At 67.9% G+C, this 12,999-nt stretch carries 11 protein-coding genes and 1 riboswitch; of the genes, 8 read left to right on the forward strand and 3 right to left on the reverse strand.

The genetic code is table 11. The annotated features are described in order from the left end of the window. Positions 1-20: 20 nt before the first annotated feature. Positions 21-1,064, reverse strand: a complete 1,044-nt coding sequence (locus ABD331_RS28865; RefSeq protein WP_344481098.1) for a C40 family peptidase — start codon at positions 1,062-1,064, stop codon at positions 21-23. A 6-nt stretch (positions 1,065-1,070) separates the two neighbouring features. Next, positions 1,071-1,221: riboswitch (cyclic di-AMP (ydaO/yuaA leader) on the reverse strand. A gap of 266 nt (positions 1,222-1,487) precedes the next feature. Here ABD331_RS28865 and ABD331_RS28870 point away from each other — a divergent pair. The 8 genes from ABD331_RS28870 to ABD331_RS28905 all read left to right on the forward strand — a co-directional run bounded on the left by ABD331_RS28870 (position 1,488) and on the right by ABD331_RS28905 (position 11,220). Beyond that, the gene (locus ABD331_RS28870; RefSeq protein WP_148438925.1) at positions 1,488-2,069 is read left to right on the forward strand and encodes an amino-acid N-acetyltransferase; all 582 of its coding nucleotides are present in this window, start codon (positions 1,488-1,490) and stop codon (positions 2,067-2,069) included. An 85-nt stretch (positions 2,070-2,154) separates the two neighbouring features. Beyond that, positions 2,155-3,624 carry an RDD family protein gene (locus ABD331_RS28875; protein WP_344481101.1) on the forward strand — a complete coding sequence of 490 codons (1,470 nt, stop codon included), beginning with the start codon at positions 2,155-2,157 and terminating at the stop codon, positions 3,622-3,624. A 111-nt stretch (positions 3,625-3,735) separates the two neighbouring features. Then, a complete protein-coding gene (locus ABD331_RS28880; RefSeq protein WP_344481104.1) occupies positions 3,736-4,224 on the forward strand; it encodes an RDD family protein in 489 nt (162 codons plus the stop codon). A 513-nt stretch (positions 4,225-4,737) separates the two neighbouring features. Then, the gene (locus ABD331_RS28885; protein WP_344481106.1) at positions 4,738-5,070 is read left to right on the forward strand and encodes a histone-like nucleoid-structuring protein Lsr2; all 333 of its coding nucleotides are present in this window, start codon (positions 4,738-4,740) and stop codon (positions 5,068-5,070) included. 773 nt (positions 5,071-5,843) lie between these two features. Continuing rightward, on the forward strand, positions 5,844-6,491 hold the full coding sequence (locus tag ABD331_RS28890; RefSeq protein WP_344481108.1) for a Clp protease N-terminal domain-containing protein: 648 nt from the start codon (positions 5,844-5,846) through the stop codon (positions 6,489-6,491). Positions 6,492-6,969: 478 nt separating this feature from the next. Continuing rightward, positions 6,970-9,471 carry an ATP-dependent Clp protease ATP-binding subunit gene (locus ABD331_RS28895; RefSeq protein ID WP_344481111.1) on the forward strand — a complete coding sequence of 834 codons (2,502 nt, stop codon included), beginning with the start codon at positions 6,970-6,972 and terminating at the stop codon, positions 9,469-9,471. A gap of 140 nt (positions 9,472-9,611) precedes the next feature. Then, positions 9,612-9,872, forward strand: coding sequence for a hypothetical protein (locus ABD331_RS28900; protein WP_344481114.1), 261 nt, complete (start codon positions 9,612-9,614; stop codon positions 9,870-9,872). 409 nt (positions 9,873-10,281) lie between these two features. Then, positions 10,282-11,220, forward strand: a complete 939-nt coding sequence (locus ABD331_RS28905; protein WP_344481116.1) for a sugar phosphate isomerase/epimerase family protein — start codon at positions 10,282-10,284, stop codon at positions 11,218-11,220. On the opposite strand, the gene ABD331_RS28910 is transcribed toward ABD331_RS28905, so the two are convergent. Then, positions 11,217-12,425 (reverse strand): serine hydrolase domain-containing protein, encoded by a 1,209-nt coding sequence (locus ABD331_RS28910; protein ID WP_344481118.1) that lies wholly within the window; start codon positions 12,423-12,425, stop codon positions 11,217-11,219. The genes ABD331_RS28905 and ABD331_RS28910 overlap by 4 nt on opposite strands. A 70-nt stretch (positions 12,426-12,495) precedes the next feature. Then, positions 12,496-12,966: a MarR family winged helix-turn-helix transcriptional regulator gene (locus ABD331_RS28915; protein ID WP_344481120.1), complete on the reverse strand. Its 471-nt coding sequence runs from the start codon at positions 12,964-12,966 to the stop codon at positions 12,496-12,498. Positions 12,967-12,999: the final 33 nt, after the last annotated feature.

The following is a 12,999-nucleotide window of genomic DNA, read 5'->3' on the forward strand; positions in this document are numbered from 1 at the left end:
GGCGGGGAGGCACGGGGAGGTCAGTCGGCGATGCGTACCGCGCCCGCGAACGGCCTGTTGGCGAGCGAGGCGATCCGCACCACGTCACCGGTCTGCGGCGCGTGCACCATCATGCCGCCGCCGAGGTAGATGCCGACGTGGTGCAGGTCGCTGTAGAAGAACACCAGGTCGCCGGGCCGCAGCTCCTCGCGTGAGATGTGCCTGCCCGCGGTCCACTGGCTGCCGGTGTAGTGCGGCAGGGAGATGCCGACCTTCTGGTAGGCCGCCATGACGAGGCCGGAGCAGTCGTAGGAGCCGGGGCCTTCCGCGCCCCAGACGTACGGCTTGAGCTGCTGTGTGAGCGCCCAGCGGGCGGCCTGCGCGGCCTTGCCGCTGCCGGCGATCGGCAGGTTGACGCGCTGCGCCCGGGTGCCGGGACGGCCGGCCTCGCCCAGGGCCCGCCTGAACAGGTTGCTCTCGACCTTGGTGACCAGCTTGGTGATCTTGTCGCGCTTGCCGTCGAGGTCGGAGACGATCTCCTGGACCTCGTCGATGCGGGCCTTGGCGCCCGCCCTGGCGCGCTCGGCGGCCTCCCTGGCCGCGGTGACCTGGTTGACCTCCGCGCCCTGCTGCTGCTCCAGCACGTCCATGGTGGCGGCGCGGTCGAGGAAGGTGTCGGGGTCGCTGGAGGTGGCGAACGCCAGCATGCGGTTCAGCCCGCCGGTGATGTACGCGTTCTGCGCCAGCATCGCGGCCTTGGCGCGCTTGGCCTCCAGATCGGCCTCGCTGGTCGAGAGCGTCTTCTGCGCCGCGTCGGCGGCCTTCTTGGCGGTCTTGAGCTTCTCGCGCTGGCCGTTGTACTCCTCGGTCAGCGTCTCGATCTCGTTGTGCATCTTCTCGACCTGCTTGGCCAGGTCCTGGAGTGACGGTTCCGGGTCGGCGGAGGCGGGGCCGACGGGAATGGCTATCAGGAGGGCGGCGAGTGTGAGACTCACCACACCGCCCAGGCGGCGTGATCGCCCGAGCCGTTCCTGAGGGCGGGCGTGCCTGCCCGCCGCCTTCTCCCCGCCGTTGCGCGTGCGCACCAACCATGCTCCCTTCCTCGACGCCGACCGGGTTAGCTGACGGGTTCGGGCCGGAGCAGCCCTACCGAACCGACTCGGATTCACCCCGGGGGCGGCGATGGGGGTCGCCGCCTGTGGTTCCCCGGCTCCCCTCGCGGGGATTGGGCGTGCCCCGCGCGCGCGACACGCGGGGAACATCGTCGCTGGACACTAATGCACTCCGAGTTCGTGCTCAACCGGAACTGCCGAGTTCATAGAGGTTTCACAACCGAAGGGTCACAAGGTGATCTCGTGCCTGGCCGTGCAGAACGGGCTTTATGTCCCCTTCGTTGCGGCTTCAGCCGGATGCGGGAAGCGTGCTCATATGGCCACCTGATGTAACAGGATGGGGCGAGACATGGGAGTTAAGTCTGAGCCGTAATGACATCTGTACTCTGGAGAGCCATGGAGCAGGTGGCCGAGCTGAGAACGTCCGAGACCGGGCCCGAGACCGCGGTGGTGGTCCGGCGTGCCCGCACGCCCGACGTGCGGACGGTCAGGCGTCTGGTCGACACCTACGCGGGCGCGGGCCCGCGGCTCCTGGAGAAGGCCACCGTGACCCTGTACGAGGACGTGCAGGAGTTCTGGGTGGCAGAGCTGGGCGGGCAGGTTGTCGGCTGTGGCGCGCTCCACGTGTTGTGGGAGGACCTCGCCGAGGTCCGCACCGTAGCCGTGGATCCCGCGTGCCGCGGCATGGGCGTCGGCCATCGGATCGTCTCGGCACTGATACAGCACGCCAAGGATCTGGGTCTGCGACGTGTATTCTGTCTGACTTTTGAGGTCGACTTCTTCGCGAGGCACGGCTTTCGCCCGATTCAGGGCACGCCGGTCTCACCAGAGGTGTACGCCGAACTCCTGGCCTCGTACGACGAGGGCGTGGCGGAGTTCCTCGACCTGGAACACGTCAAACCGAACACCCTGGGCAACACCCGCATGCTGCTCCATCTGACATCGGGTGACGCGGACCTTGACCAGATGGAAAGGTGATTGTTGATACCTATGTCGATACGTTGGGCAGCACAGGCATGTGTCCTGACACGTGCCACATGCGCACTCGAAGCGAGGTGACACGGTGAGCACCGGACAGCCGCCGTATCCACAGGACGAATCCGGCGAGAATCCCCCTTACGGGCAGCAGAACGCGGGCCGCCACCCCGGCGAGCCCGACCCGGACGTGACTGTGGTCGGCTACCGGGCGGACGACGCCTACGGTCAGCAGCCCCAGTATGGCCAGCAGCAGCAGGGCTACGGCCAGCAGCAGGGCTATGGCCAGCAACCCCAGCACGGCCAGCAGCAGGGCTACGGGCAGCAGGGCTACGACCAGCAGCAGTACGGTCAGCAGCAGCAGGGCTACGGCCAGCAGCAGCAGTCCCAGCCCGGCTACGGCCAGCAGGCTCAGTACGGCCAGCAGCAGGGTTACGGGCAGCAACAGCAGCAGGGCTACGGCCAGCAGCAGCAGTCCCAGCCCGGCTACGGCCAGCAGTACGGCGACCAGCAGGGCTACGGGCAGCAGCAGGGCTACGGCCAGCAGCCGGCCTCAGGCCAGCAGGGTTACGGCCAGCAGCCGGCCTCCGGCCAGCAGTACGGCCAGCAGCCCCAGTCGCAGCCCGGCTACGGCCAGCAGGCTCAGTACGGTCAGCAGCCGCAGTCCCAGCCGGACTACGGTCAGCAATACGGGCAGCAGCAGCAGTCGCAGCCCGACTACGGCCAGCAGTACGGGCAGCAGCAGTCGCAGCCCGGCTACGGCCAGCAGGCCCAGTACGGTCAGCAGCCGCAGTCCCAGCCGGACTACGGCCAGCAGGGCCAGTACGGTCAGCAGCAGCAGGGCTACGGCCAGCAGGAGTACGGACAGCAGCAGCAGTCCCAGCCCGGCTACGCCCAGCCCGGTTACGGCCAGCAGGGCTACGACCAGCAGTACGGTCAGCAGGGCTACGGCCAGCAGCCGCAGCAGTACGGGCAGGGCGGCTACGGCCAGCAGCCCGGCTACGGGCAGGCCTACGGCCAGCCGGTCGGCGTGCAGCCCCCCGGGGCGCCGGCGCCGCTCGCCGAGTGGTGGCAGCGACTGGTGGCCAGGATCATCGACTTCGTGATCCTGTTCATCCTCAACATCGTCATCGGCATCATCTTCGGCCTGTTCCTGGCCACCAGCTACTCCACGGTGGACGGCAGCAGTAGCGGAGTCCTGTCGGCGACGCTCGTGACGATCTTCTCGGCGATCGTCGTGACGGCGCTCTGGGTCGCCTTCGACTTCTTCCTGCTGAAGGCGAAGGGCCAGACCGTCGGCAAGATGGTGATGGGCATCAAGGTCGTCCAGGTGGGTCAGGCGGTACAGCCCGGCGGGCTCCCGTCCGACGCGGCGCTCAAGCGCGCCGGGGTCACCTGGGGCGGCTGGATCTTCAACGCCATCCCGATCGTCCTCCTTCCCAGCCTGCTGGCCTGGGCGGCGGTGGCCGTGAACGGCGCGTCCCAGCTCTGGGACAAGCCGCTGCAGCAGACGTTCGCGGACAAGTTCGCGGGCACCGTGGTGGTCAAGATCAAGTAACCTTCCGCGGACGCGACATAGGGGCCGGCCTAGCCGGCCCCTATGTTTTGTGTGTGGACCTGTACCAGAATTAGTTAGCGACCCGAGCCCCGACGACACGAGGTGGCAGTTATGGCCGGGACGGCCCCGCGGCTCGACACGCTCCCCGCCGAATGGTGGGAACGGCTCGGCGCCCGGCTGATTGAAGCGCTCGTCTTCGGGGTCTTCTATTACATTCTGTTCATCGCGCTGTGGGGCTTCTTCCGGACTGTCGGGATGGCCGAGGTCTTCGGCGGGCGGCTGCCGGGAGTCTTCGCGTGGCTGCTCGCCGGGCTGGCATATGCGGGCTACGACTGGTGGGCGCATTCCCGGCACGGGCGGACGTTCGGTAAGGCGATCATGAAGATTCGGCTGGCGCCGGACGGCCTGCCGCCTCGCGATCTGCTCAAGCGGACCCTGGTCTATCCCGCCCCGGTGATGCTCATGGGCATTCCGGTCGTCAATCTGCTGGCCGGAATGCTGCTGTTCGGGGTGGGGTTGCTCATCCTCATCGACAAGCCGCTGGAGCGTGGCCCGCACGACAGGGCAGCGGGAACGCGGGTGGTAAAAGATCTTCGCTGAGCTGCCCGTACCTGGGGCTACGCCTTTTCGCCAAATTTTCGGTTGATCCGGTAAGGAGCCTGGAGAGACTGGCATTAGGCTATGGGGCGTCCGGGTTGCCGGATGTTGGCGCCCCTGCGACACGCAGGGCATCTGTGTGGCGCTATGGTCGGGTACGGGTGGTTGTCGCCCTGGGCGTCATGAGGGACCGGGATCCCCGTGGTCACGCTCCCAGCGCTTTTTGCGCCCCCGAAACCCCGCAAGCCGTGGAGGCGAGGACGAATGGAAGCCCTAACAGACGTATTGTCAGCGCTCATCCCCCCGGTGGTGGTGGGCGGCGCCTTCATCTTTGGCGTAGTGAAGTTGGTCCGATCCGAGGCCCTGGGGGGCCGGCGAAACCGCGAGGATCAGCCCGAGCGCCAGAACTGATCGGCTAGTCAGCCGAATCCCCGTAGCGCTGAATTGTCTCCACGCCTTTCCGGGTATATGTTTGGGCAGGCGAATGAAACAATGCTCCGCGAAAGGATTGCGTACATGGCCAAGCAGATCCAGGAGATTCTCATCGATGACCTCGATGGGGGCGAGGCCAATGAGACGGTCAGCTTCGCTATTGACGGCTCCACCTATGAGATTGACCTCAGCGACCTTAACGCGAAGAAGCTGAGGGACGCTCTGACGCCTTTCGTGCAGCATGCGCGCAGGGCGGGCGCCGTACCCACGCGCCGGCGTGGCCGGGCCGGCAACCGTGCGATGAGCCGCGAGAAGAGCTCCGAGATCCGGCAGTGGGCCAAGGCTCACGGCCTGCCGGTCAGCGAGCGCGGCCGCATCGCCTCCACCGTCGTGGAGAAGTACGAAGCCGCTCACTAAGGAGTCGGCTCTCGACCATGCGCTTATGATGCTCGCCTCGGACCCCGGCGACCGCCATAAGCGCATGATCGTTTCTCTGGCGTCCCAGAATGCGGGACGTTCCGGAAGATGATCTCCTTGGCGCCCATATGTGGGCGTTTTGGACGCACGCGTTCCCTGCCCCGTCCTCGGCGCCGTTTCACCGACGGGTCGCCGGCTTATGCGATGGCGGCGGGCGCGAATGCCGTGTGGGGCGGCCATGCCTCATTCAACGTACGCTCGCGCGTACGAACCGGGCGTCGGCCGCCCGCATTGGCTCGTGCGGCGGGCATTGAGATCCCGCGCGGAGGTTGTCGCCCGCCGCACCGAGCACGCCGCGCCCATGGAACGGGCCATACGAAAATTTCCGCGGAGCTCTTCACTCGCTGTAACGCTTAAGCCGGGCTCCGGCCGGCCCGGCGGTCGCGGAAAACCTCATCGCCCCAGGCTCCCCGATTACCCGCTCACCGTATGACAGGGAGCCGGGCATAAGCGGCAAGTAGCCCGTATCCCTCGCACAATGCCGGTTCTAGCGCACAATGCCGTCGCCCTTGAGCGTCTATGCCGCCGACCGGTCCGGTAACCCGGCTGACCGGATGGGGCGGGATTACTGATTACCGTCTGTACGGGATGCGCGCGGCCGGCGGCGCGGATGATCCTTTGCCGCCAAGATCGTGAATTGTCGTCCGCTCGGCTGGATGCGGAAGGATGGGCGCATTGTCCGGCCCTACCGACTGCTAGTGAGGAGCGGCGAGTTGTTCGAGAAGTTCACCGACCGGGCGCGGCGGGTGGTCGTCCTGTCCCAGGAGGAGGCCAGGACGCTCGGCCATCCCCAGATCGGCGCCGAGCACCTCCTGCTCGGGCTGATCCGCGAGGGCGAGGCCGTGGCCGCTCAGGTCCTGGCGGGGTTCGGCGTCGGGCTGGACGGGGCGCGCCGTCAGGTCCTGGAGCTCGTCGGGACGGGGGAGCAGGCGCCCTCGGGGCATCTGCCGTTCTCGCAGGGGGCGCAGCAGGCGATGCAGCGGGCCAACCGCGAGTCGCTGGAGCGGGGGCTGGACTACATCGGCACCGAGCACCTGCTGCTGGCGCTCGTCCGCGACAACGCGGGCACTGCGGTCCAAGCTGGGAGCGCTGCGGTCCAGACCGGGGGCGCCGCAGCCCAGGCTGGGGGCGCTGCGGCCCAGGCTGGGGCAGCAGGCACCGCGATTCACGCCGGGGCGCTGGGAGCCGGTGTCGCCCCTGGCGCGCCGGGCGCGGGGGTTCAGGCCGGGGCGGCAGGTGCTGCGCCGGAGGCCGCGGGGTTCGCCGTGCAGGCTCTGGTCAGGCTCGGCGCCGAGCCGCAGAAGGTCGCGCAGGCTGTGGACGACCTCATCGCCCGGTATCAGGCCGCCCGTAACCAGTAGCCGCGCCCGGCCACACCCGGAATACCGCTTTCGCATGGCGCTTCTGGCGATGTGCGGTGTGTGCCGTGTTGTGCTCAGGGCGTAGCGTGCTCGCTTGGCCTTGGTCCGGCCCGCGACATAAGATGATGACGTAATAGATACGGACGCGGCATCTCAGATGCAGGGGCGAAAGTGGCGTCCCCGCGCCGGCTCCGCGCCAGGCGTCCGAAGGACGATCCGTGTGGGTCCGCGTGCGTCGCGGGGGGCAATTACAGCCGCTTCCGTGAAGCGTCCTAAACATCGTTCGCTTGCGGCGTATCGGGAACACGTCACCCCCGAACAGTAGTTGGATGGAGGGTGAACGCCCTGCTCTCGGGGAACGTCTCTGTTATAGAGCGTGTCAGCGGCAGTGGGCACGGTTCGCCGAGCCAGGGCTAGCATGCGGGAGGACGGGACCGGATTTACCGGCCTGACTGACCGCTCTGTGAGGAGCGACGAGATGTTCGAGAGGTTCACCGACCGAGCGAGGCGTGTTGTCGTCTTGGCCCAAGAAGAGGCCAGGATGCTCAACCACAACTACATCGGCACTGAGCACATTCTTCTTGGCTTGATCCATGAAGGTGAGGGCGTGGCCGCCAAGGCTCTGGAGAGCCTCGGCATCAGCCTTGAGGGTGTGCGCCAGCAGGTCGAGGAGATCATCGGCCAGGGCCAGTCGGCTCCGTCGGGGCACATTCCGTTCACCCCGCGGGCCAAGAAGGTCCTCGAGCTGTCGCTCCGTGAGGCTTTGCAGCTGGGTCACAACTACATCGGCACCGAGCACATCCTGCTCGGGCTCATCCGCGAGGGTGAGGGTGTGGCGGCCCAGGTGCTGGTCAAGCTTGGAGCTGATCTCAACCGTGTCCGGCAGCAGGTCATCCAGTTGCTCCACGGTTACCAGGGCAAGGAGCCGGCCGCGGCGGGCGGTCCGCAGGAGTCGGCCCCGTCGACCTCCCTGGTGCTCGACCAGTTCGGCCGTAACCTGACCCAGGCCGCCCGCGAGGGCAAGCTGGATCCGGTCATCGGCCGTGAGAAGGAGATCGAGCGGGTCATGCAGGTCCTGTCCCGCAGGACCAAGAACAACCCCGTTCTCATCGGCGAGCCCGGCGTCGGCAAGACCGCCGTCGTCGAGGGCCTGTCGCAGAAGATCGTCAGGGGCGAGGTGCCCGAGACGCTGAAGGACAAGCAGCTCTACACGCTTGACCTCGGCGCCCTGGTCGCCGGCTCCCGCTACCGCGGTGACTTCGAGGAGCGCCTGAAGAAGGTGCTGAAGGAGATCCGCACGCGCGGCGACATCATCCTGTTCATCGACGAGTTGCACACGCTCGTGGGTGCGGGCGCCGCCGAGGGCGCGATCGACGCCGCCAGCATCCTCAAGCCGATGCTGGCCCGCGGTGAGCTGCAGACGATCGGCGCGACCACGCTCGACGAGTACCGCAAGTACCTGGAGAAGGACGCGGCGCTTGAGCGGCGCTTCCAGCCGATCCAGGTGGCCGAGCCCTCACTCAGCCACACGATCGAGATCCTCAAGGGTCTGCGCGACCGCTACGAGGCGCACCACCGCGTGTCGATCACCGACGACGCGCTGGTCGCCGCCGCGCAGCTGGCCGACCGCTACATCAGCGACCGCTACCTGCCCGACAAGGCGATCGACCTCATCGACGAGGCCGGCTCCCGGATGCGCATCCGCAGGATGACCGCTCCGCCGGACCTGCGCGAGTACGACGAGAAGATCGCCAACGTCCGCCGCGACAAGGAGTCCGCGATCGACGCGCAGGACTTCGAGAAGGCGGCTGCCCTCCGTGACCAGGAGAAGCAGCTCCAGCTCAAGCGCGAGCGGCGGGAGAAGGAGTGGAAGGCCGGCGACATGGACGTCGTGGCCGAGGTCACTCAGGAGCTCATCGCCGAGGTCCTGGCGACCGCCACCGGCATCCCGGTCTTCAAGCTGACCGAGGAGGAGTCGCAGCGCCTGCTCCGCATGGAGGACGAGCTCCACAAGCGGATCATCGGCCAGGACGACGCCATCAAGGGCCTGTCGCGCTCCATCCGGCGTACCCGCGCCGGCCTGAAGGACCCGCGCCGTCCCGGTGGCTCGTTCATCTTCGCCGGCCCGTCCGGCGTCGGTAAGACCGAGCTGTCCAAGGCTCTGGCGGAGTTCCTCTTCGGCGACGAAGACGCTCTGATCAGCCTGGACATGTCGGAGTTCATGGAGAAGCACACCGTCTCCAGGCTGTTCGGCTCGCCTCCCGGCTACGTCGGCTACGAGGAGGGCGGCCAGCTCACCGAGAAGGTGCGGCGCAAGCCGTTCTCCGTGGTCCTGTTCGACGAGATCGAGAAGGCCCACCCCGACATCTTCAACTCGCTGCTGCAGATCCTGGAAGACGGTCGCCTGACCGACGCCCAGGGCCGCGTGGTCGACTTCAAGAACACGGTCATCATCATGACCACCAACCTCGGCACCCGCGACATCTCCAAGGGCATCGGGGTCGGGTTCGCGAAGTCCAACGACGCCGACTCCAACTACGACCGGATGAAGTCCAAGGTCCAGGAGGAGCTCAAGCAGCACTTCCGGCCCGAGTTCCTCAACCGTGTCGACGACATCGTGGTCTTCCACCAGCTCACGCCGAACGAGATCATCAAGATCGTCGATCTGATGCTCGCCCAGGTGGACTCCAGGCTGAAGGACCGCGACATGGGGCTCGACGTCTCGCCCGAGGCCAAGCAGCTCCTGGCCGACCGCGGCTACGACCCCGTCATGGGCGCCCGGCCGCTGCGCCGTACGATCCAACGCGAGCTGGAGGACTCTCTGTCGGAGAAGATCCTGTACGGCGAGCTCCGGCCCGGCCAGGTCGTGAAGGTGACGATCGAGGGCGAGGGCGACAACGCCAAGTTCATCTTCAAGGGCGAGTCCGCCTCGAAGATCCCGGACTCGGCCGCCGCGATCGCCGCTCCGATCCAGAACTGACCCTGGGTCACACGAAAGCCCCCGCGCCTCTTCGCGCGGGGGCTTTTCGCATGTCCGAAGGTGATGAGGGCCGGACCGCCAGGCAAACGTAGCGTGACCGTCAATGACGGGAAGTGACGGTCCCGTGCGGGGACCACCCCATGAGGAACATCCTCAACGGAAGGCTCGCCATGCGCCGCTTCCCCAGCCGTCTCGCCATGCTCCTCCTCGCCGCCGCGGTCCTGCCCCTCGCGCTGCCCGCCCCTGCCGCGCGGGCGCGGGTGCAACCGCCCCTGGACGTGGACGCCGCCACCAGCCTCACCATTCCGCTGTGCAGCAGCGGGGTGAACGTCCTGGCGATCCCGGTCGAGGTCCTCGGCCCCCAGACCCTCGGGGATTGCGCCAAGGGCGTCCTGTCCTGAGCCCGCCGACGGCCCGGTCCCGCTTCATGGGGCCGGGCCGGTGTCACATTTCGGCGGGCTGATCAGTCATAGCTGTGGACGGGACGGCTCTGAGGCCGCCGCTGAGCCCGCGGGAGGTGCCGAATGGGGGCAAGGTCGCCTTGGTGTCCGATAGCGCCCGGAGGGGGCCGTGCGCGGCACGTACGGCATCTTTGGAGATCTTCACATCACAGATGTGGAGAAGTGAGAAGGTTGCCGTCGTTGCGTAATTGTTGGGTGGGCGGGTATACCACCACCGCGAGTAGTACTACACTGCGTAGAGCTTCGCCAAGTCTCATCCAAGTGAGCCACAAGAGCGCGCTCCCAAGCTGGGGGCCTGCACGTCCGAGGCGGGCGACGGGAACACTAATGCAAGCCCTGGAGGAAACCGATGCGCCTGCGTCACGATGACGGAACGCTCGTTCACCTCGCCTACAACGCAGGCGTCCACCCCGCTGAGGACCTGGAGAACCTCATCGCTCACCTGACCCGCTACGCGGTGCCGGTGCGCAAGCGGCTGGGTGTCGAGCGGATGGGGATCGGGCTGTGGCTGTCGCCGACCGTGGCCGACCACCTCACGGCCGACCGCATCGAGCTGGTACGCCTGCGCCGCTCCCTGGAGGAGCGCGGCCTGGAGGTCGTCAGCCTCAACGGCACCGGCGGACGCAACGCGGACGTGCCCGGCCCCGACTGGGCCAAGCCCGAGCGCTACCGCTACACGATGGCGCTGGCCAAGATCCTGGCGTTCCTGCTCCCCGAGGACGTGCGCTTCGGCAGCATCTCCACCATCCCCATCGGCTGGCGCCGCGACTGGCCCGCCGACCTGCACGCCATCGCCACCCGCCGGCTGGAGCGGCTGGCCCGCGAGCTGCGCGGCATCTACAGCACCACCGGCAAGACCATCAGGGTCGGCTTCGAGCCGTGGCCCGGCTGCGTCCTGGAGACGACCGAGCAGGCGCTGGAGCGGGTGTGCGGCATCGACTCCGAGCACCTCGGCGTCTGCCTGGACGCCTGCCACCTCGCCTGCGACGCCGGCGAGCCGGGCGCGGCGCTCAAGGGCCTGGCCGAGGCAGGGGCGCCCGTGGTCAAGCTGGGCCACGTGCACAACCACACCGGCGAGACGCCCGGCACGGGCGGCGTCCTCCAGGACACGCTCACGGCCATGCTGTCGGGCGCGGTCAGCGGCAGCGCCCACATCGAGGTCGAGACGCACAACCTGCTCGTACCCGGCCGGGCCAAGGGGCCGGGGGCGCTGGTGTCGATGCTGGCCGAGGAGCTGGCGTGGGCGCGGACCAACCTCACCAGCCTGGGGCTGCAGCTCGCGGCCTAGCTCGCCGCCGTTCCGCACACCGCCGTCGAGAGGTGTTCCAGGCCGGCCACGATGATCGGGTTCAGCTCGCCGGTCCCGGTGAGGAACGGGTACCCGCTGCGGTTGTAGCCGAAGGAGACCTGGCGGGCGCCGTCCGGGGTGGACCAGGAGGCCGTCTCCATGCCGAGGACGCGCCCGTCGTGGCCCCAGAAGTCGCAGGCCAGCCGCTCGTGGAAGAGGCCCAGGCCGTACTGGCGGGGGAGCGCGCCGTCCATGATGGGGACGGTCTGTTTCATCTCGGCGAGCAGGGCGGGGTCGAGCAGTTCGCCGCGTAGCAGGAGGCGGTAGAAGCGGTTGAGGTCGTCCATCGTGGAGACCAGCGCGCCTGCCGTCCAGAGCCAGGACATGTCGTAGACGCTGTAGTCCTTGGGCGGGTCCAGCGCTCCGCCCGCCGACTCGTACGCCCTGGAGTGCGGGCCTGTGAGGTGCGGGGTGCGCGGGAAGAACGTGTGCCGCAGGCCCGCCTTGTGGATCACGTGGTCGGTGATGTAGCGCTCTGCTCGTACGCCCGTCACCTTCTCCAGCAGCAGGCCCAGGATGATGTAACCGGTGTTGGAGTACCTGCCGGGGAGGGCTCCGGGCTGGCCGCTGGCGGGGGCTTCTAATCCTCTGCGTACCAGCTCCTGCGGGGTGAAGCTGTGGAAGCGGTACTCGTCCAGGTGCTCCAGTGTGGGGAACAGCGTGTCGGTGTAGTTGGCGATGTGGCTGGTGTGGTTGAGCAGCATGCGGACGGTGATCTGAGTGCCTCGGTCGCCTGCGATCAGGTCCGGCAGGTAGTCGCCGATGGGGTGGTCCAGGCCGATCCTGCCGTGGCGGACCTGTTGCAGGACGGCTACCGCGGTGAAGGTCTTGGTGGTGCTGCCGGCTCGGTGGAGCATGTCGGGGCGTACCGGGCGGTGGGTCCGGGTGTCGGCCACGCCCGCGGCGCCTTGCCAGTGCCAGGGGCCGTTGGTGGCCTGGGAGTAGACGCCGTACATGCCGGCTTCGTGGATGGCGTTCAGGGTGCGGCGCAGCTCCCGCACGTCCGTGCCCGTTCTCGTGGCGGCTTCGCCGCCGCGTTCCTCGGTGAGGTGGGTGGTGGCCGCGGAGGACGCCGTCAGGGGTGCTGTCGCGAGCAGTGCGCCCGCTACGATCGCGGCTCCCAGCCGCGAGCTGGGACTGGTCATGCCGCCAAGGATGAATCCCGCCTGGCGGGGAAATCTGTGCGCCCCGGCACAGAAGTTCCTCCGGGTGTGGTCAGAGGTTGCCGAACCAGCCGGGCATGTCGAGACGCCACGGGTTGCCCGGGGTCATCCTGCGCAGGTCGGCTTCCAGCTCGCGCAGCCGGTCCTCGCCGAGCTCGGCCGACCAGCGGGCGCGCAGGGCGTCGAAGATGCGGGCCGAGCGGTCGAGGGCGTCCAGGCCGAACGGGGTCAGGCGCACGATCTTGCGTCTGGTGTCGCGGGCGTCGGTGGTGCGTTCGACGTAGCCGATGCGTTCGAGGGTCTCGATGGTCTTTCCCGCCGCCTGTTTGGAGACGCCCAGCGTACGGCCCAGCTCGACGGCGGTGGTGCCGTCGGGGCCGATGGCCTGCATGACGAAGCCGTGCATGGGCCGCAGGTCCGGATGGCCCTGCCTGCCCAGCTCGGCGTGCAGCTCGTCGATCAGCAGCCTGAACGCGAGCAGCAGGCGCAGGGGCAGCTCGAAACCGGGAACATAGCTTGACACGATAGACAACCTGGTTAACTATATGGACAACGT

This window comes from Nonomuraea monospora, from assembly GCF_039531895.1.
GTDB classification, from domain to species: Bacteria; Actinomycetota; Actinomycetes; order Streptosporangiales; family Streptosporangiaceae; genus Nonomuraea; species Nonomuraea monospora.